The organism is Ventosimonas gracilis, from assembly GCF_001580025.1.
Taxonomy (GTDB): Bacteria; Pseudomonadota; Gammaproteobacteria; order Pseudomonadales; family Pseudomonadaceae; genus Ventosimonas; species Ventosimonas gracilis.
Map to the genome: position 1 here is coordinate 1 of NZ_LSZO01000174.1, position 19984 is coordinate 19984.

Genomic DNA, 19984 nt, shown 5'->3' on the forward strand with positions numbered 1-19984 from the left:
CGGGCTACGCCCTACGCCGCCTGAAACCGCAAGGCAAAACCGGACAGTTCATTTGCTTTAAAACCGGACAAGTCTATTTGTTGACAACAGAGTAAAATTTCGCTTTTTACTCATAAAAACATCAGAAAAAGATCAGACGGACATCTGCCGGTTTTCGTGGCTTGTATTGGATGTTGATAATCGTTTATAGGCCATACAAAATCGCTTATCTGTACCAGCACATGACTTCCCGCTCCAAGATGAATTAACCCGCCTAATGCCCTTCGATTACGCCACGCTCTCTATTTTGCGCGACCGCCATCCAGCGTGGCGCTTGTTGGCTTCAAAGCATGCACCGCTGGTGGCAAGTTTTCTGCACCTAGACCGCATTCATCCGCACCTTCGCCTTGAGCAAGAACATATTGGCTACCGCTGGCTGTGTGAAGCACTGGTCGCGTTGGATAGCGGCTAAAAACCAACTGTACCGCGCCATTTTCCAGTACGTTTTGCCAATTTTATTGGTGCTGTAGCTTTGCCGTTTCTGTAATCGGCGCATACTGCGCTCGAATTTGCCTGTTGGAAAAAACTTTTCCAACCGTACCAATAATAAACAATCAAGGGGAACCGGCAATGACTGGCCATACAGCAGGCGGCTCAAATGTAGTGCGCACGGACAGCGAGCAGCTTTGGAACGACGATTTAGCCCCCACCAGCGCAGAGCGCAGAACCTGGACTTGGTATCACTATCTGGCGCTGTGGATAGGTCTTGTGATGAGCATTCCGGCCTACTTGCTGGCGTCTTCCATGATTGATGGCGGGATGAGTTGGGACGAGGCGATTTTTACCGTCTTTCTCGGCAACGTCATTGTGCTGGTGCCGATGCTGCTGATTGGTCACGCCGGCGCCAAATATGGCATTCCCTATCCGGTGCTGGCACGCGCCGCTTTTGGCACCATCGGCGCACGGCTGCCGGCGATGATGCGCGCCATTGTTGCCTGCGGTTGGTACGGCATTCAGACCTGGTTTGGCGGGCATATGGTATATACCTTGCTCGGCGTGCTGTCCGGCGCACCGATTGGCGGCGAGCCGCTGCCGTTTTTGGGTATCAATCTGGCCGAACTTTTGTGCTTTGTCGGCTTTTGGGCGATTCAGATGTACTTTGTCATCCACGGCATTGAATCCATCCGAAGGCTTGAAACCTACACCGCCCCATTAAAAATTCTGGTCTGCTTTGCCCTGCTCTGGTGGGCGATTGATAAAGCGGGTGGCCTTGGCCCGTTGTTTGACCGCCCGTCCGAATTTGCCCCCGGCCAGCCCAAAGAAGGCCAGTTCTGGAGCATCTTCTGGCCGTCACTGACCGCAATGGTCGGCTATTGGGCGACACTGGCGCTGAATATCCCGGACTTTACCCGCTACGCCCGCTCGCAGCGCGACCAGATGGTTGGGCAGACCTTGGGACTGCCGCTGCCGATGGGCGGCCTTGCCGCGCTGGCGGTGATTGTCACTTCGGCGACCATAGTCGCCTACGGCGAATCCATCTGGGATCCGGTCACAGTGGCCGGAAAAATGACCGGCGCGGCGGTGCTGCTTTCCTTGATTGTGCTGCTGATTGATACCATCAGCGTTAATCTTGCCGCCAACTTGGTAGGCCCTGCCTTTGATTTTTCCGCACTCAATCCCAAGCGCATTTCCTACCGCATGGGTGGCCTGATCACGGCGGGGATTGGTCTGGTGATGATGCCGTGGAAAATCCTCGAATCCACCCACGGCTATATCTTTACCTGGCTGATTGGTTATTCCGCGCTACTTGGCCCGATTGCCGGAATCCTGCTGGCCGATTACTGGTTTTTGCGCAGAACGCGCCTGAATGTAGCGCAGCTTTATGAAAACCAAGGCGAATACAGCTACAGCAATGGCTGGAACCACGCAGCGCTGATCGCCTTTATCTTGGGTGCACTGCCGAACCTGCCGGGCTTTTTGCACGCAGCCTTCCCAGAAACCTTTAGCGCCGAAGTCATCCCGGCGTTCTTTATCGCGCTTTATACCTACGCCTGGTTTGCCGGTGCGGCGCTGGGCTTTGTCATCTATTTGCTGCTGATGAAGCGCCGCAGGCAGGATTAAAGCCATGCCCAAGTTGCTGTTCTTCGCGCTGGTTGCGACCGGCGGCGCACTGGTCGCGGTGCAGGCGAGTTTTAACAATCGGCTAAGGCAGGCGCTCGAAGGCGATGCGCTGATGGCGGCGCTGCTGTCTTTTATTGTCGGCACCTTGACTTTGCTGCTTATCGTGCTTGCGCGTGGTGGCGGCCTCGCCAGTTTGCGCAATCTGCATCTGGGATTGGCCGATCTGCCTTGGTGGGCGTTTGCCGGTGGCCTGTGCGGGGCGTTTTATGTGCTGGCGATTATTTTGGGCGTGCCACAGATTGGCGTGGCTTGGTGCATGGCCGCCGTATTGATGGGTCAGCAGCTTTGCGCTCTCACGCTGGATCACTTTGGCGCGTTTGGCCTTGAGCCGGTTGCGCTCAGCACGCAGCGCCTGTTGGGGCTTGGCTGCTTGCTGTTTGGCGCGTGGCTATTGCGGCCTGCTTAACCTTTGGGGTCTGCCGCAAAGCAGGAAATCATGCAACAACAATAAGGAGTACCAACCATGAACTTGATCACTCGCGGTCTTTGCCTTTTCGCCCTGCTCTTTGGCATCACGGCGCTCGCCGCTCCCCCGGTCGAGAGGCCGGTGGTCGCCGCCGTATACAGCGTGCCGGTGGAGCAGCAATGGGTTTCGCGTCTGCATATCGTGCTGACGGCTGCCGAAGCGCGCGGCGAGATTGAATACCGCTTTTCGGAAAACATCAGCAATACCGACTTTGAGCGGGTGATGCGCCAATACGCCGAAGCCGGCGCGCATCTGGTCACCGGCGACTCGTTTGCGCTGGAAGCTGCCGCCAGACGGGTTGCCCGCGACTATCCGCAGACGGCATTTCTGATGGGTTCATCCGGCAAGGCACAAGCGCCGAATTTTGCCGTGTTCGACAACTACATTCAGGAGCCGTCTTATCTGACCGGCATGATTGCGGGCGGGCTGAGTAAAAACGGCAAAATTGGCATGGTCGGTGGCTATCCCATCCCCGAAGTGAACCGGCTGATGCACGCTTTTATGGAAGGAGCACGGGAAATCAATCCAAAAGTCACCTTTTCCGTCCTGTTTATCGGCTCCTGGTTTGACCCGCCCAAAGCCAAGGAAGCGGCCTTTGCCATGATTGACAGCGGTGTAGATGTGCTCTACGCCGAACGCTTTGGCGTATCCGATGCCGCCAAAGAACGCGGCGTGCTCGCCATAGGTAATGTCATCGACACCCAGGCGCAGTATCCGCAAACAGTGGTCGCCTCTGCGCTGTGGGATATGGCACCGACTTTAAACGCCGCCATTGCACGGGTCAAAGCCGGCACTTTTGTCGGTGAAGACTACGGCCAATATTCGCTGATGAAGCATCAAGGCTCATCACTCGCCCCGCTGGGTACGTTTGAGGGCAAAGTTCCCGCCGAACTGATGGCAAAAGTACGCGAGCGCGAAGCGGCGATTTTGGACGGCAGCTTTATCGTTAAAGTCAACGACAGCGAACCCAAATCCAGCGCAAGGTAAAGGTCTTAAGCCCTTTCCCATCAATGGGTTGGGAGAGGGCAGAAAAACCATGAGTAACCCCGTTGAACGCACTTGAATTAACCGGCATCAGCAAGCGCTTTGGCTCGCTTCTCGCCAACGACAATATCTCGCTGACGCTTAAAAGCGGCGAAGTGCTGGCGCTCTTGGGCGAAAACGGTGCGGGCAAATCCACACTGGTTTCGATTTTGTTCGGCCATTACCGCGCCGACAGCGGCCATATCAAAGTCTTTGGCGAGCCGCTGCCTGCGGCAAGGCCGGATTTGGCGCTTAAGGCCGGTATCGGCATGGTGCACCAGCATTTCACGCTGGCCGATAACTTATCCGTACTGGATAACATCTTGGTCGGCACCGAACCCTTGTGGCACTTTCGTAGCCAGCGTGGCAAAGCCTGCGGGAAACTTACCGAACTCGGCCAGCGCTTTGGTCTTCAGGTAGACAGCAACGCCCGCGTCGGCAGCCTTTCTGTGGGTGAAAAGCAGCGGGTGGAAATCTTGAAAGCGCTCTATCGCGGCGCACGCATTTTGATTTTGGACGAACCCACCGCCGTGCTCACGCCACAGGAAAGCGAGGCACTGTTTGCCACCCTGCGCGAATTTGTGGCAGGCGGCCTGTCGGTGATTTTTATCTCGCACAAACTCGATGAAGTGATGGCTATCGCCAGTCGCGTGGTGATTTTGCGCCACGGCAAACGGGTCGCCGAATGCACCACGCAAAGTCACAGCGCCGCGCAGCTCGCCGAGCTGATGGTAGGCCGCAAAGTGCTGATGCCAAGGCTTTCCACGCAGGCTAAAGCCGCCGTGGGCGCAGCACCGTTGCTGCGCTTGATCAAGGTTAGCGCAGGCAGCGGGCGCGGCGCGTTGCAGCCGCTCAGCCTTAGCGTGCAGGCTGGGGAAATTCTCGCCATCGCCGGGGTTTCCGGCAACGGTCAGCAAACGCTGGTCTCCCTGCTGTGCGGCCTTATTGCGCCAACCAGCGGGCATATCCAATTGCGCGGTCAAAGTGCGCCGAAAAAACCGGCGCAGTGGACGGCGGCAGGCGTTTCGCGCATTCCGGAAGACCGGCAACAGCAGGGAAGCATCGGCGACTGCCCGCTGTGGGAAAACGCCATTGCCGAAGACTTAAGCAATGGGGCGTTTGTCCGCTTCGGGCTGATCAGGCAAAGCGCCGCCAAGCGCTTTACCCGCGCGTTGATGGAGCAGTTTGATGTGCGCGCCGATTCCATCGAAACGCCCGCCAAGAGCCTTTCCGGCGGCAATCTGCAAAAACTGATTGTGGGGCGGGCGCTGTCCCGTGAACCGCAATTGATAGTGGCCGATCAGCCCACTTGGGGGCTGGACATCGGCGCGGTGGCCTACGTGCGCGAGCAACTACTTGCCGCCCGCGAACGCGGCGCGGGCATTTTGCTGGTATCGGAAGACTTGGCCGAAGTGTTCGCGCTGGCCGACCGCATTGCCGTGCTCTGCGGCGGGCGACTGGTCGCCTGCAAAGCGGCCGCCGAATGGGATTTGACCCGTTTGGGACTGGCGATGATGGGGCACCAAGAACAAGAAGAGGCTGCCGCATGCTAACGCTGGAACGCCGTGCCACCATCAGCGCCCGCGCGTTAGCGCTCGCACCGCTCGCTGCGATTGGCTTTACCCTGATGATCAGCACCTTGCTGCTCGCGCTCGCCGGGGCGCCAGTGGGACGCGCCTTTGCCCTGTTGATTGAAGGCGCGTTCGGCTCGCGCTTTGCCTTGGCCGAAACGCTTACCCGCGCCACGCCACTGATGTTGACCGGCCTTGCCTGCGCGCTGGCGTTTCGTGCACGTTTTTACAATATCGGCGCAGAAGGCCAGCTTTATTTGGGCGCATTGGCGGCGGTTGCCGTGGGCGGCAGCACTTTGCCGCTACCCGCCCCGCTGCTCTTTGTGCTGATGCTGCTGGCCGCAGCCAGTGCCGCTGCGCTTTGGCTGCTGCTGTCGGCACTGCTTAAAAACCGCCTGGGCGTGGATGAAGTCGTCACCACCTTGCTCGGCAATTTTATCGTGCTGCTGTTTGTCTCCATGATGCTGGACGGGCCGATGAAAGACCCGCTGGCAATGGGCTGGCCACAGTCGGTTACGCTTGCGCCGGAACTGGAATTTTCCCGCCTGATGGAGCGCACCCGTGCGCACAGCGGCCTGCTGCTCGCACTTATGCTCGCCGTTTTGCTCTGGCTGATGCAGCGCTACAGCAAGCTCGGGCTTGCCATCCGCGCAGTTGGTGCCAGTCCATCGGCGGCAAAGTTTTTAGGTCTACCCAGCACACGCACGCTACTGATAACGGCGCTTATCTCCGGCGCACTGGCAGGTCTTGCCGGTGCGGTGGAAGTCGCCGGACGCACCGGCTATGTCACGCTGGAGATGTCCACCGGCTACGGCTACACAGGCGTGGTGGTTGCCATGCTCGCCGCTTTGCATCCGCTTCGCGTCATTCTCGCCAGCATATTTATCGCCGCCATCCTGGTCGGCGCGGACAGCATGAGCCGCAGCCTTGGCGTGCCCAATTATCTGGCTGATGTGATAGTCGCCAGCGCCCTGCTGTCGATGCTGGTCGCCAGCCTGTTCGCCCATTACCGACTGCGCCTTCGCGCCTAAGGGATTTGCTATGGAATGGCTGGATTTACTGGGACAAAACGCCTTTTGGGTTTCCCTGCTGCGCTTGGCTACGCCGCTGATTTTGGGCACTTTGGGGGTACTGCTCTGTGAACGCGCAGGCGTTTTGAACCTTGGCATTGAAGGGATTATGGTCGCCGGTGCCTTTGTCGGCTGGCTCAGCGTTTACGCCGGAGCGCCGCTGCCAGTGGGCGTACTCGCCGCCGCCTTGGCGGGTGCGGCCTTTGGCGCTTTGCACGGCTTTTTGACCGTGCCGCTGGCGCTCTCGCAACACGTCTCCGGCCTTGGCGTGACCATGCTGGCGACCAGCCTTAGCTACTTTAGCTACCGCGTGCTGCTGCCTGGGCAGACCACTCCGCCGACCATCACGCCCTTTGCCGAAATGCGCTGGCTTGAGGGTTTGCCGCTGATTGGCCCGGTTCTGGCAGGTCAAACCATACTGACCTTGATGGCCCTGCTCGCCGTGCCACTATTGGTACTTTTCTTCAAATACAGCCCGCTTGGCCTTGCCATTCGCCTGGTCGGGGAAAGCCCGGCCGCCGCCGAAGGTCAAGGGCTTTCCGTAGTCAAACTGCGTATCGGCGCGATTATGGCCGGTTCCGCCTTGATGGGTGTGGCGGGCAGTTTTTTAACGCTCGCCGCCTTTAACGCCTTTTTCTTCAATATGGTCAGCGGTCGTGGCTGGATTTGCGTAGCGCTGGTGGTCTTCGCCTCTTGGCGGCCGGGCAAAGCGCTGCTGGGTGCGCTGATTTTTGCCTTCTTCGACGCGCTGCAACTGCGCCTGCAACAAGGCGCGGTACAGCTGCCGGGACTTTCAGGGCTGCCTTATCAGCTTTACCTGATGTTGCCTTATCTGCTCTCCATCCTCGCGCTGATGCTGATGAGTCGCCGCGCCGCCTACCCGCAAGCGCTGATGAAGCCCTACCGCAAAGGGGAACGCTGATGCTGGACTTACTGATCCATAACGCAAGCCTTGCGGATGGCCGCCGCCAAATGATGGTCGCTATCGAAAACGGGCGGATTGCTGCGCTGCAAGAAAATCCACAACGCTTGCCCGCCGCGCGGGAAACCGTCGATGCGGGTGGGTATTTACTGTCCACGCCCTTTATCGATGCACATTTTCATCTGGATGCCACCTTATCTTTGGGATTACCGCGCTTAAACCAATCCGGCACTTTGCTCGAAGGCATCAAGCTGTGGGGCGAACTTAAACCGCAGCTTACTGAGCAAGCCCTGATCGAACGATCGCTTGCTTACTGCGATTGGGCGATCGCTCGCGGTCTGCTCGCCATTCGCTCGCACGTGGATGTGTGCGATGCGCGTCTGCTCGCCGTCCGTGCCTTGCTTAAAGTGCGTGAACAAGTCGCGCCCTACCTTAATCTGCAACTGGTTGCCTTCCCGCAAGACGGCCTGCTGCGCAGCAAGGGCGCACTGGATAACCTCAAACAGGCGCTGGATTTAGGCGTCGATGTCATCGGCGGCATCCCGCACTTTGAGCGCACGATGGAAGAAGGTGCCCAGTCTTTGCGCCTGCTTTGTGAGCTTGCCGCCGAGCGCGGATTGCCGCTGGATATTCACTGCGACGAATCGGACGACCCGAACTCGCGCCATATCGAAACCTTATGCTTTTACACGCAGCAGTTAGGACTGCAAGGCAAAGTCACCGCCTCGCATTTAACCTCGATGCACTCGATGGATAACTACTACGTCTCCAAACTGATACCGCTGATGGTCGAAGCGGGTATTTCCGTGATTGCCAACCCGCTGATCAATATCACGCTGCAAGGCCGCCACGACAGCTACCCCAAACGAAGGGGCATGACCCGTGTGCCGGAACTACTCGCGGCAGGCGTGCCGGTCGCCTTCGGCCAAGACTGCTGCATGGACCCTTGGTACAGCTTGGGCAGCGCCGATATGCTCGATGTCGCCCATATGGGGCTGCATGTCGCGCAAATGACCAGCCGCGCCGCCATGCGTCAATGTTTTGCTGCCGTCAGCGAAACCCCGGCCAAGATTTTGGGACTTAACGATTGGGGTCTGACCACCGGCCAATGCGCTCATCTCGTCCTGCTGCAAGCGGCAGACCCGATCGAAGCCCTGCGCCTGCGCCCTGCCCGCCTTAAGGTCTGGCGAAGCGGCAAGCTGATTGCAAGCCAAAGCGAAGCCTGCTCTAGCTTAAACCTGCCCGGCAGGCCGGACAGGGTGGATTTTCACCGTTAGCCCGCCCGCTCCAACATGGCGTGCAGCAAAACGTTGCAGCCTGCCTCCAGGTGTTCCGGCTTGGCGTCTTCGATTTCGTTGTGGCTGATGCCGTCTTTGCAGGGGACGAAAATCATTCCAGCGGGGGCGACGCGGGCGGCGTAGACGGCGTCGTGTCCGGCACCGGAGACCACGTCCATATGCGGGTAGCCCAGTTTTTCGGTAGCACGGCGCACGGCGGCAACGCAATCTTCGTGGAAGGGACAAGGCGGGAAGTGCGAGACCTGTTCGAGCTTGATGGCAAGGCCGCTGTGCTGCGCGGTTTTTTCGATAAAGGCGGTCAGTTCTCCCTGCATGGTATCGAGCAACGCTTTGTTGACATTGCGAATGTCGATGGAGAATTTCACCTCGCCCGGTATCACGTTACGGCTGTTCGGGCTGTTTTGTACAAAGCCGACTGTGCCGCGCCCATAAGGTTGATAGCGATTCGCAATGGCGACCACTTCTTGCATGATGGTTGTGGCCACTTGCAGCGCATCACGGCGCAGCGGCATGGGCGTGGAACCGGCGTGGGCTTCCAGACCGGTCACGGTGCAGTCGTACCAAGAAAGCCCGAGCACGGCGGGCACTACGCCGATGATCTTGCCTTCGTCTTCCAGCACCGGGCCTTGTTCGATATGCGCTTCAAAGTACGCGCCTATCGGGTGCTCGCCGGGCGTTTCGTCGCCCACATAGCCAATGCGGGTGAGTTCTTCCAAGACGCTTTTGCCGTCCACGTCTTTCGCGGCATAGGCGTGCTCCAAGCTAAATGCGCCGCAAAATACGCCGCTGCCCATCATCACCGGCACAAAACGACTGCCTTCTTCGTTGGTCCAGATGGCGACTTCTATCGGGGCTGCGGTTTGTACCTGATGTTGATTTAAGGTGCGTACCACTTCGAGGGCGGCCAGTACCCCAAAGTTGCCGTCAAAGCGCCCACCGGAAGGCTGTGTGTCGATATGACTGCCCGCCATAATCGGCGCGCGGCTGGGGTCGCCTCCGGCGCGGCGCATAAAGATATTGCCGATTTTATCGATACGGATGCTTAATCCTTCGGCCTTGCCCCAACCTATCACCAAATCCCGAGCCTGCCGGTCGAGGTCGGTCAGGGTTAGGCGTTTTACTCCGCCTTTGGCGGTTGCGCCGATTTTGTTGAGTTCTTCCAGCGACTGCCACAGGCGTTTGCCGTTGGTCAGTAAAGGTTGCTGCACGGTTGTCATAATGGTTCTCCTTTATTCTTTTACCCTCTCCCCTAAATGGGACTAGCGAAACGCCGGAATAACCTCGCGTCCGTAGGTGGCGATGATGTTTTCTTCGTCGCCGCTGTCGAGATAAATATTGAATTGGGTAATGCCCGCTTGCTTGAGCGCGTGCAGTTTTTCCACGTGCTGCGCGGGCGTGCCTAAAACACAGAAAGCTTCGACCACATCATCGGTAATAAAGTCCAGATAAGGATTATCCGTTTGCCCGTGTTTGGAGTAGTCGTAGCCGCGGCGTTTTTCGATATAGGCGGTGAGCGACTTAGGCACCAGGTCGGTGTCTTTGCCGTATTTTTCGACGATGTCGGCGACGTGATTGCCAACCATTGCCGGAAACCAGCGAGTGGCTTCTATGCAATGCGCCATCGTGCCGAAATAAGCCGGTGCGGCGGACATGACGCCGTAGCCGGTCATATCACGACCGGCTTTTTTACCCGCTGCAAGGCATTGTTCAGTCAACCATTGACAGATACCGGGGTCGGCAATTTGCAATACCACGCCATCGGCATGCTCGCCCGCGCATTGCAGCGCTTGCGGGCCGTACGCGCCCATCCACATCGGCAGCTCTTGCCCCTTGGTCCAAGGGAACTGCACGGGTTCGGCGCAGCCCGGGTAGTCCACCAAGTCGCCACGTGCCATGCTTTTTACCGTGTGGATAAAGTCGGCCACGCGCGACAAGGGCGCGGGCTTTTTGCCCATCACGCGGCGCGAACTGTCGCCACGACCCACCGCCACTTCCATTCGCCCGCCGCTTTGTTTGTTAAGCGAGGCAAACATCGAGGCGGCCTGTGACCATTCGCGCACATCCGGGTTAGTCACTAACGGGCCAAAGTGTAGGTTTCTGGTATGTTCCATGCACATGGCAATGGCCGGATAGCAATCACGCCAGAGGATATGTGAGTCGTAAAACCAGCAGTGGCTAAAACCTGCGTATTCAGCCATACGCGAAAGATAGCGCGCGCGGCCTGGCTCTACTACGCCTTTAAAGCAAATACCAAAGTCCATGAGGGTTCTCCTTTTGTTATGAGAGGCTGTTATCGCCCGGCCAGATACGGATTCCGGCGTGGCGAAACGGCACTTTTTTACTGCGGTTTAAGCGAATCAAAATCGGCGTGATCGCTTCGATGCAGCGGGCGCTTTGCAAAGGCCCTGCATCAAAGGCGCACACGCCGATGGTTTCGATCAGGCTGATCACTTCTTCCTTGGCTGTTTGGTCGCTACCTGCGACCAGTACATCGCAATTAATGGGCTGCTCTAACTGATTAAGCGCATGGGCGCTAACGTTATGCAGCGCACCGACCACGCGCGCCTGCTCGCCCAAAATCGCCTGCGCCGCTTCGGTCGCCGAGCCTTCTTTTGGCATGGCGCAAAGGCCGGGATTTCCGGGGGCGAGCGGAACGACCAAATCAATCAGGATTTTTCCGGCCAGATGGGGTTTTAATTCGATAAGCGCTGCCTCATGTCCGGCAAAAGGCACCGCCAGCAGCACCAGCCTTTGCGCAGATTGCGCGGCCTCGCTATTACTGGCGCCGCTAATGGGAATAAGCGGATGGATTTTCTCGTTTAACTCTTCGCTAATCTGTACCGCGCGCGCCAAGTCACGCGAACCCAGCACCACCCCAATACCCGCCTTGGCAAAGCGCAGCGCCAGTCCGCAGCCCTGCGGGCCGGTGCCGCCGATAATGGCAATTTTCATCGGAACAAATCCTCATTCAGTGGGCGAACAAGCGTGCGCGCGCTGGCCTCTTTTGTGCCCTGCCAGTGAAGCCCGCGTAACAGGCAAACCGGCAGCGCGGCGTTTTTTAGCGATAACAGTCCGGAAGCGGCGGCGATTTCATCGGCCAGCGCTTGTTGCGTGACGGTAAGTGGCCGCCCGTAAGCGTCTTGTTCGCCTATCCAATCGACAATGGGCGGCACATCCGCCGTGCCAAGGGCGACATTGAGCAGGCCGCGCCGCCACGGGCGGCCAAAGCTGTCGGTAATCACCACTCCGGGACGAATGCCGGTGGCTTGCTCAATACCGCTGGCGATTTTTTCGGCGCTGGCATCGGCATCAAGCGGCAGCAGCAACAGTTCGCCTTGCTTATCCGCGCCCAAGTTGGATTCGTCGATGCCCGCATTGGCGCAAACCCAACCTTGTTGATGACGAACGATTAAAACGCCTTCGGCAATGCGCACAATGGCGGTGCTTTTATCCCCATTCGTTTCATCAAGGATGGCCTGCACTTTGCGCGGGTCTTTTTGGCATTTTTCTGCTATTTCAATCGCTTGCGCACTTGGGGTGATTTCGCTGATGCGCCGCGTGCGCCCTTCGGCTTTGGAGACGATTTTTTGCGCAACGGTAAGTACATCGCCCGCTTGAAAACTAAGCTCAGCGCCGTCCATTGCGGCAAGGATCAGTTCGGCCAAATGATCACCCGCGCAGACTTCAGGCAGTCCCGGCAGGGCGATCAGTGTAAGGCGCGGCGCTTTCATAACAGCACCTGCGAGCGGTTTTGTTTGGCTTGCCAGAGCAGCAAATCGGCCGGGCGGTCAAGGTCACGTGATAGCAAGGGTAAATCCAGCAGAACGCAGGAAAGTCCGGCCTGCCGCGCGGCTATTTGGTGCGCTTTGGCTGAGTGCTCGCCGTAGGCAAAGGCAAAGCCTCTGCCCGGCAGACGCAACAACAGGGCATTGCTGCCGCCATCGTGGGCGCGGGCGATGACCAAGTCCCGTGTATGGCCTGCTTGTAGCAGGCAAGTCACTTCAGTTTGCCGCCACAGGGCAATATCGGCACTGATTATCAACATCTGCGCGTAACCTTGCGCCGAAGCAAAGTGACGTACTCGTTCGGCGGCAGCGTTAAGCCCTTGCGGCTGTGCTTCGTGCAATATCTGCGTAGCACCACTGCACAGCGCGGCTATCTCAGGCTCTGCGGTTACCACAAGACGCGGCATGGCGGCAAAAGCGCTGGCAAAAAAATGTTCGCAGCGCAAAAACAGGGCGCGTACCAGTTGCTGGCGCTCGGTGGGGCTAAGCGCTTCAGCCAATCGGCTTTTGGCCAAAGCAAAGGGCTTGAGCGGAATCACCAAGAGACAGCGGTTCATGCGCCGCGCTCCAAACGCTCCAGCAGGCTTTGCGCAAGCTGTGCGCTTTGCTGCACCTCGCCAATGCGTGTGGGTAGCGGCCAGGGATCAAGGCCAAGTGCTTCGATATGGGCGCAGTCTGCTTGGTCTATCGGGTCAATCACCAAAATATCCGCAAGACCCGCATAAAAATCGGCAATACCTGCATTGCCCGCCCGGCAGTGCAAATCCTGCATTAACGGGTTTAACGGGCCTTTGATGGCTTTGCCGCCGATTAACGGGGAGATGGCGATTTTGTCGGCATGACTTTGCTCAATCAGCGCAGCAACGCCTTGCACGGCGAGCATCGGTGCGATGGAAAGCCAAGGGTTCGATGGCGCAAATAGCAGCAAGTCGGCCTGTTTAATGGCGCGCTCGGCCGCTTCGCTTAGTGCTGCCCTGCCCGCAAAATCAATGCGTGCAACTTTAAGTCTTGCCCGTTCACGGACAAACCATTGCTGAAAGCGCAAGGTTTGTCCGTCTTGCGTAACGATACGGGTGGCCAGCGGCTCATCGGTAATCGGTAAAACCGCAGCGCCAATGCCAAAACTGCGGCGGATACGGTCGGTCACGGTCGAAAGACTGCTACCGGCCAAAAGTTGCTGCGTGCGATAAAGATGCAGCCCCAAATCGGTATCGCCCAAACTCATCCAGCTATCGGCAGCCTCTAGCCGTTTCAGCACAGACAACGCTTTTTGCGTATCGCCCGCCACGCCCCAGCCCTGCTCGCGGTTGATTTGCCCCGATAAGGTGTAAAGCACCGTATCAATGTCTGGGCACACGCGCAGGCCGTGAAAATCCTCATCGTCACCGACATTAACCAGCACGGTTAAATGCCGAGGCGCCAGCACTTGGGCAAGCCCTTGCGCCATGCGCGCGCCGCCCACACCACCTGCCAACAAGCAGACCTTCATTCAGGCGCACTCCAATTCCAGCGATTGCAACGGGATGCATTGCTGGCGGCGCGGTTTAAGCGCACCCAAATCCTCCGGGTCGTGGTCTTGGTAGCTTTCCAGGTGCTGATAGAGCGTGCCACGGCGAACCGGCAGGCGAGCTTTACTGCGGATAAGCTGCACCATTTCCAGCGCAGTCAACTCCTCGCCAAAATCGGCTCCGGCGGCGCGCGAGATGGATTCTTCCATCAGCGTGCCGCCCAAATCATTCACGCCAAAGTCCAGCATCTGCGCGGCACGCGCGGCACCCAGCTTGACCCAGGACACTTGGATATTGTCGATAAAACCGGCCAGCAGCAGCCGTGCGGCGGCGTGTACGCGCAGATGCTCGCCAAGGCTTGCACCCGCGCGAACATGGGGGATGGCACGCTGCACATAGAGCGGCGCCTGGCTATGGATAAAGCCAAGCGGGACAAATTCGGTAAAGCCTGAGGTTTGCCTTTGTATGCCTCGCAGCAGGGCGATATGCGCCGCCCAATGACGCGGTGCGTCCACATGGCCATACATCATGGTCGCAGTGCTGCGAATGCCTAAACGGTGCGCGGTTTTAACCGTGTTGACCCAATCCTCTGCGGACAGCTTGTTGCGCGTTAATTGCTGGCGAATTTGCGTATCTAAAATTTCCGCCGCCGTGCCGGGGATGGAGCCTAAACCGGCCTCTTTGAGTTCGGTTAAAAAATCTTCGGTAGACAGGCGGCGTTTTTGTGCGCCATACCAAATCTCAAACGGGGAAAACGCATGCAGATGGATAGTCGGCAGGCGTTTTTTAATGGCGGCCAGCAGGTCGCGGTACCAAGTGTCCGGCAGATTGGGATGCAGCCCGCCTTGCAGGCATAGTTCGGTTGCGCCGCGCTGCGCGGCTATTTCGGCGCGCCCTACGATTTCATCAAGATCAAGCCAGTAAGCATCCGGCGCATGGCGATGACGCGCAAAGCCGCAAAAACGGCAGCCCATATAGCAAACATTGGTGAAGTTGATATTGCGCGTGACCACAAAGCTGACCGCCTCGCCCACGCGCTCGCGCCGTACTTGATTGGCTACGGCAAGCAACGCGGGCAGGTCGCTGTCGCTGCAACCAAGTAGCGCCTCGCCTTGGCTTTGGCTGAGTTCACCACCTTGCAGAGCCTCTTCCAAAGCGCTGCGAACGGGACTTTGCGCCGCATCCAAACACTTTTCCAGCGATTGGCCGTGGATTAAGTCGATAAGCCTCTGCATGGTTTACGCCTCCTGCGCGACAAGATGGCTTTGCTCGCGGGCAAGGCCGTTATCGCCTGCCTGCGCGGCAATCGCTTTTGCCGGGGTGCCGCGCAAAAACGGCTGAAACGCCGGATACAGGCTTAACCGTTCCACCAATTGCAAGCCGCAAGCCTTTGTGCGCCGCGCGATTTCACCGATGGCAGGCCAGGCGCGTTCGGGATTGATATGGTCTTGCGTGACCGGAGAAATACCGCCGAAGTCGTTAATGCCCGCCTGTAGATAACGTTCAAAGTGCTCCTGCAAATTGGGCGGCGCTTGCAGCGAAACCTCTACCGGCAAAATCAGCCGCGCGGCGGTGAGCGTGCGCAGCATGTCGTCCATTGTGGGTTCGGGGAATTGCGCCATTTTTGTGCCCGCTTTGGCGCGAAAGTTCTGCACTATCACTTCTTGGATATGCCCGTAACGCTGGTGTAGCTCAGCCAGCGCGTAGAGGCTGTCGATGCGCTCGCGCCAAGTCTCGCCTATGCCAATCAAAATGCCGCTGGTGGTCGCAAGCTGTAGTTCGCCCGCTGCCGCCAGGGTCGCCAGACGGCGTTTGGGGACTTTATCCGGACAGGCGTGGTGTGCACCGCCTTTGTGCAGCAGGCGCGGGCTTAGGCTCTCCAACATCATGCCAAAGCTCGCGCAGACGGCTTTGATCCGCGACAACTCCTCAATACTCGCCGTGCCGCAGTTGATATGCGGGATCAGCGTGCTTTCTTGTAGCACTCTCAGGCACTGGGCAAGCAGATAATCCAGCGTGCTGGCATAGCCTGAATCGGCAAGCCAGGCGCGGGCTTCGGGGTAACGTCGTTCGGGCTTTTCGCCCAGCGAAAACAGCGCCTCTTTGCAGCCTAAGCGCTCGCCACGGCGCACAATCGAAAGCACCTCGGCACCCGAGAGATAGCCCGCGCCGCACTGTCCGGGCTGCTTGACAAAGGTGCAGTAGCCACAGCGGTCGCGGCACAGGTTGGTCAGCGGGATAAAAACCTTGCGTGAATAGCTGATTTGCCGCCCCCAATGCGCCTCGCGTTTAGCGCAAGCCGCTTGCATCAGCGCTTGCCAGTCGTCTGCACGGGCATCTGCCAGCTGATACCACTGCTCGCACTTCATGGTTAGAGCGCTTCTGCCGCAGCCTGCCACAAGGGCGCGGCCAGCGGGGTAAAGGGAGCGCGCTCGATGTACCTGCCCGCGCCGCGTTCGGCCATCAGTTGCCCGTCCTCAAACACGACCTTGCCGTTGCACAGCACGGTGGCCGGAAAACCGCGCACGGTGCGCCCTTCAAACACATTGAAGTCACCTTTGGAAAACTGCGTTTTAGCGGACAGGGTTTTGCTTTTATGCGGGTCCCAAATCACCAGATCGGCATCACTGCCGACGGCGACGGCACCTTTGCGCGGGTAGATATTAAAAATCTGTGCGCAGTTGGCCGAGGTAATGCGCACAAATTCGCTACGGGTCAATTTGCCGCTATTAACGCCCGCATCCCAGACCACCGCCATGCGCTCTTCCACGCCGCCGCAGCCGTTGGGGATTTTGCTGAAATCGTCCTTGCCAGCGGCTTTTTGTCCGGCGCAAAAGACACAGTGGTCGGTCGCTGTGGTATGCAGATGGCCGCTTTGCAAGCCTTGCCAGAGCGCATCCTGATGTTTTTTCTCACGAAACGGCGGACTCATCACATAGGCCGCCGCACGCGCAAAGTCGGGGTCCTGGTAGCCTCGATCATCAGTGACCAGATGGCCGGCCAGCGCCTCACCATAGACACGCTGGCCAGCCGTGCGCGCGCGGATAATCGCATTTAAGGCATCGATACAAGAGACATGCACGATATAAATCGGCACGCCAATCACCTGCGCAATGGCAATGGCTCGATTGGCTGCCTCGCCTTCTACCGCAGGCGGGCGTGACAGCGGATGACCGGCGGGACCGGTAATGCCTTTGGCCAGTAACTCTTGTTGCAGTTGATAGACCAGCTCGCCGTTTTCCGCGTGCACCGTAGGCATTGCGCCCAGCTCCAGGGCGCGGCGAAAGCTGTTCACCAAAATTTCATCGTCGGCCATGATGGCGTTTTTGTACGCCATAAAGTGCTTGAAGCTGTTAATGCCGTGCTCTTTAACCAAAATGCCCATGTCACGGTGTACCGTTTCATCCCACCAGGTCACGGCCACGTGAAAGCTGTAGTTTCCAGCGGACTCTTGCGCCCAGCCGCACCATTTGTGATACGCCTCAAGCAACGGTTCTTGAGGTGCAGGAATGACAAAATCGATAATGCTGGTGGTGCCACCGGCAAGCCCGGCCGCCGTACCTTCGTAAAAACCGTCCACCGCCACCGTGCCCATAAAGGGCAATTGCATATGGGTGTGCGGGTCAATCCCGCCGGGCAGCAGATAAGCGCCGCTGGCGTCCAGTTCACGGGTATTGGTTGGAGCTTCAAGATTTTCGCCGATTTCCACGATTTTACCGCCTGCGCAGAGCACATCGGCGCGAAACTCACGATCGGCATTAACCACTGTCGCGCCGCGAATCAATAGGTTCAATAGCTTGCTCATGATGCATTCTCCTCACCCGCTTTGTTTTTGTTGCTCGGCGGCCCGCCGCTTTGTGTGCTTTACTATTGGAAAATATTTTGCCAGCAGTCAAAATCAAGACTGATTGTGCGAACCGTCCGTGAGCCTTTCCATGAACAATTACAACAAAACCCGTCAAAACGTACTGGCGGATACAGCAGTACAAATTGCCCCGCTACTGAAGTTGGATCGCAGCGGGCGCGGCAGTCTGGTCAGTCAAATCGTCGAGCAAATCACGCAACAGGTGCAACGCGGGCAGTTAGCGCCGCTTTCGCGCATGCCATCGGTACGCGCGTTGGCGGCGCAGCTTTCCATCAGCGCTTTTTCCGCAGTGGAAGCCTATGACCGGCTGGTCGCCCTCGGGCATTTGGTCTCACGCCGTGGTGCGGGCTATTTTGTTGCGCCGCGCCATGATTTTCGTGAGGCCGCAATAAAAGCGCCAAGCGGCGAAGAGCCGCTTAAGGTCTCAGCGCTGCTGTCCACTGAACTCTTTCATCATCCCGCCGAGCAGCAGTTGCTGCCTGCCGCACAGCCCTATCTGCCGGAAGACTGGACGGCCGCCAAATGGTTACAGGAATGCACGCGAGCCACACTGCGCAGCCCGCGCTTATTGTTGCAGGGATTTTCCCATCCGTTGGGATTGCCGGAACTGCGCCAGTTTCTGGCGGCACATTTACAGCAGTTGGGCTTTCATCTGCACGCCGACGATGTGCTGCTGACCCGCAGCGCGGTGCATGCGCTGGATTTAACCTTGCGCGCACTGCTTAAACCCAATGACGCGGTACTGATTGAAACGCCGAGCTTTCCCAGCCTGCGTCCGTTACTCGCGCAGCAAAATTGCCGCGTACTCGAAGTACCACGCACGGCGGACGGGCTTGATTTGCAGCATCTTGCCGAACTCGTCAGCGCACACAGGCCAAAGCTTGCCATCATCAGCACCTGCCTGCACAACCCGCTCGGCACTAATCTTTCCAGCGAGCAAGCGCACCAGCTTTTGGCGCTCGCACAGCAGTTTGATTTTCAGATTATTGAAGACGATGTGTTCCGCCCGCTGGCGGAAAGTTCAGCGCCTTCGCTGGCGCTGATGGATGGCTTAAAGCGCGTGATTCGTATCGACAGCACCAGCAAAATCCTGCCGTCTTTAGTGCGCGTCGGCTCATTGGTCGCAGCACCCGAACTGCTTGCTAAAATCGCGCGGGTGAAACTTTCAACCGGCCTCGGTTGCCCAGATTTTTGTGAGAAAACCCTATTGCATTTGCTGCTGTCTTCGGAATTTCGCCGCCATATCAGCCGTATTAAAACGCGCTTTGAAATAGGCCGCGAAATACTGCTGGAACGGCTCTATCAACTGCAACTTGCGCCTCTTGCGGTAGCGGACGGCGGCCCGTTTATCTGCGTGCACTTACCCCAAGCGAGCAGCGGGCTGGCCATTGCGCGCTTTGCGCTTAAGATGGGCGTGACCCTCTCGCCCTCCTTACGCTTTACCGCGCCGGATGCGCAGGATGCGCCTTGGTTTCGGCTGAATGTGGCCTACGCCGAACACCCCAAACTGCACGCCTTGCTGCACAAACTAGCGCATCAAGCTGACAAGGAGATGACTCATGGCACTGTCTGAAATCGCCCCGTCCAGACGCGCCAAGCTGCGCGATGATTTAGAGCAAAGCATTCTGCTGGCGGCGGAAAAAGTCTTTGCAAACCAAGGTTTTGAAGGCGCATCAGTCGGCAAAATCGCAGAAGCTGCCGGGCTTTCCAAACAGAACCTGATGTACTACTTCCCCACCAAACTTGCGCTCTATCAGCGCGTGCTGGATGAGGTGCTCGATGACTGGCTGGGCAGCATGGACGCTTTGGCGCACTCCAAGCTTTCCCCCGAGCAAGCGCTGCGTGCCTATATCCGCGCCAAGCTTAAGTTCTCCAAAACCCGCCCCACCGGCTCAAGACTGTTTGCGCTGGAAGTGGTCAGCGGCGCAAAACACTACGGCGGGCAAATCAAATCGCGCGTAGTGCCGCTGCTACGCGAAGACATCGACACGCTAAACCGCTGGATGGCTCCCGAACACGCGCCTATCAGCGCCGAGCACTTTATGTTTATCGTCTGGGCAGCAACCCAGTGCTACGCAGACTTTGCCGTACAAATGCGCCTGGTTTTGGGCGAAGGCTGCATGACCGAGGCGTTTTTTAACGCGGCAGAAAGCACGCTGTACCACATGGCGCTGGCGGCATTGCAGAGGGTGTCGCAAAAGGCTCCGCTACTGGATTTCTGATACGGATTAGTTTGATTTATATCAATAAAATCATGTGGTTAAAAATTTAAATCCAGAATGAAAATGGGCTTCCTGTCCCTTTTGCAACACCCTC

Annotated in this window: 19 protein-coding genes; 10 read left to right on the plus strand and 9 right to left on the minus strand. The window is 58.0% G+C overall.

All coding sequences use genetic code 11. The annotated features are described in order from the left end of the window. The first annotated feature begins 256 nt into the window (after positions 1-256). The 8 genes from AXE65_RS09265 (at position 257) to AXE65_RS09300 (ending at position 8489) form a co-directional block, all read left to right on the plus strand. Entirely contained in the window at positions 257-451 is a 195-nt protein-coding gene (locus tag AXE65_RS09265) for a DUF3375 family protein (RefSeq protein WP_068391265.1), read from the plus strand. A 158-nt stretch (positions 452-609) separates the two neighbouring features. Further along, positions 610-2100 (plus strand): NCS1 family nucleobase:cation symporter-1, encoded by a 1491-nt coding sequence (locus tag AXE65_RS09270; protein ID WP_068391271.1) that lies wholly within the window; start codon positions 610-612, stop codon positions 2098-2100. Positions 2101-2104: 4 nt separating this feature from the next. Continuing rightward, positions 2105-2566, plus strand: coding sequence for a DMT family transporter (locus tag AXE65_RS09275; RefSeq protein ID WP_068391274.1), 462 nt, complete (start codon positions 2105-2107; stop codon positions 2564-2566). Between the two features lie 57 nt (positions 2567-2623). After that, positions 2624-3613: a BMP family protein gene (locus tag AXE65_RS09280; protein ID WP_068391277.1), complete on the plus strand. Its 990-nt coding sequence runs from the start codon at positions 2624-2626 to the stop codon at positions 3611-3613. A 62-nt stretch (positions 3614-3675) separates the two neighbouring features. Further along, positions 3676-5202, plus strand: a complete 1527-nt coding sequence (locus AXE65_RS09285) for an ABC transporter ATP-binding protein (RefSeq protein WP_068391280.1) — start codon at positions 3676-3678, stop codon at positions 5200-5202. Continuing rightward, entirely contained in the window at positions 5196-6251 is a 1056-nt protein-coding gene (locus AXE65_RS09290; protein WP_068391282.1) for an ABC transporter permease, read from the plus strand. The genes AXE65_RS09285 and AXE65_RS09290 overlap by 7 nt, the downstream gene beginning before the upstream one ends. A gap of 10 nt (positions 6252-6261) precedes the next feature. Further along, on the plus strand, positions 6262-7212 hold the full coding sequence (locus AXE65_RS09295) for an ABC transporter permease (RefSeq protein WP_068391285.1): 951 nt from the start codon (positions 6262-6264) through the stop codon (positions 7210-7212). Further along, positions 7212-8489, plus strand: a complete 1278-nt coding sequence (locus AXE65_RS09300; RefSeq protein ID WP_068391288.1) for an amidohydrolase family protein — start codon at positions 7212-7214, stop codon at positions 8487-8489. Before AXE65_RS09295 ends, AXE65_RS09300 begins: the two co-directional genes overlap by 1 nt. Here AXE65_RS09300 and AXE65_RS09305 read toward each other — a convergent pair. From AXE65_RS09305 to hydA, 9 genes are read right to left on the minus strand one after another with little or no spacing between them, the layout of a single operon-like run. Continuing rightward, on the minus strand, positions 8486-9727 hold the full coding sequence (locus AXE65_RS09305; protein WP_068391290.1) for a Zn-dependent hydrolase: 1242 nt from the start codon (positions 9725-9727) through the stop codon (positions 8486-8488). The genes AXE65_RS09300 and AXE65_RS09305 overlap by 4 nt on opposite strands. 42 nt (positions 9728-9769) lie before the next feature. Then, positions 9770-10771: a TIGR03842 family LLM class F420-dependent oxidoreductase gene (locus AXE65_RS09310; RefSeq protein WP_068391293.1), complete on the minus strand. Its 1002-nt coding sequence runs from the start codon at positions 10769-10771 to the stop codon at positions 9770-9772. A 16-nt stretch (positions 10772-10787) separates the two neighbouring features. Continuing rightward, positions 10788-11462 carry an NADPH-dependent F420 reductase gene (gene npdG / locus AXE65_RS09315; protein ID WP_068391295.1) on the minus strand — a complete coding sequence of 225 codons (675 nt, stop codon included), beginning with the start codon at positions 11460-11462 and terminating at the stop codon, positions 10788-10790. Next, positions 11459-12241 carry a coenzyme F420-0:L-glutamate ligase gene (gene cofE / locus AXE65_RS09320; protein ID WP_068391299.1) on the minus strand — a complete coding sequence of 261 codons (783 nt, stop codon included), beginning with the start codon at positions 12239-12241 and terminating at the stop codon, positions 11459-11461. Before cofE ends, npdG begins: the two co-directional genes overlap by 4 nt. Then, entirely contained in the window at positions 12238-12852 is a 615-nt protein-coding gene (gene cofC, locus AXE65_RS09325) for a 2-phospho-L-lactate guanylyltransferase (RefSeq protein ID WP_068391302.1), read from the minus strand. The genes cofE and cofC overlap by 4 nt, the downstream gene beginning before the upstream one ends. After that, positions 12849-13784: a 2-phospho-L-lactate transferase gene (gene cofD / locus AXE65_RS09330; RefSeq protein WP_068391305.1), complete on the minus strand. Its 936-nt coding sequence runs from the start codon at positions 13782-13784 to the stop codon at positions 12849-12851. Before cofD ends, cofC begins: the two co-directional genes overlap by 4 nt. Next, positions 13785-15038, minus strand: a complete 1254-nt coding sequence (cofH, locus tag AXE65_RS09335; RefSeq protein ID WP_068391308.1) for a 5-amino-6-(D-ribitylamino)uracil--L-tyrosine 4-hydroxyphenyl transferase CofH — start codon at positions 15036-15038, stop codon at positions 13785-13787. It lies immediately after the preceding gene. Between the two features lie 3 nt (positions 15039-15041). Next, complete coding sequence (cofG, locus tag AXE65_RS09340; RefSeq protein WP_068391311.1) at positions 15042-16172, minus strand: 7,8-didemethyl-8-hydroxy-5-deazariboflavin synthase CofG; 1131 nt, start codon at positions 16170-16172, stop codon at positions 15042-15044. Positions 16173-16174: 2 nt separating this feature from the next. Then, positions 16175-17596: a dihydropyrimidinase gene (gene hydA / locus AXE65_RS09345; protein WP_204376546.1), complete on the minus strand. Its 1422-nt coding sequence runs from the start codon at positions 17594-17596 to the stop codon at positions 16175-16177. A 142-nt stretch (positions 17597-17738) separates the two neighbouring features. On the opposite strand from hydA, the gene AXE65_RS09350 reads away from it, so the two are divergent. Both AXE65_RS09350 and AXE65_RS09355 read left to right on the plus strand, forming a co-directional pair. After that, a complete protein-coding gene (locus AXE65_RS09350) occupies positions 17739-19241 on the plus strand; it encodes an aminotransferase-like domain-containing protein (RefSeq protein ID WP_068391317.1) in 1503 nt (500 codons plus the stop codon). Further along, a complete protein-coding gene (locus AXE65_RS09355; RefSeq protein ID WP_068391320.1) occupies positions 19228-19890 on the plus strand; it encodes a TetR family transcriptional regulator C-terminal domain-containing protein in 663 nt (220 codons plus the stop codon). Before AXE65_RS09350 ends, AXE65_RS09355 begins: the two co-directional genes overlap by 14 nt. Positions 19891-19984: the final 94 nt, after the last annotated feature.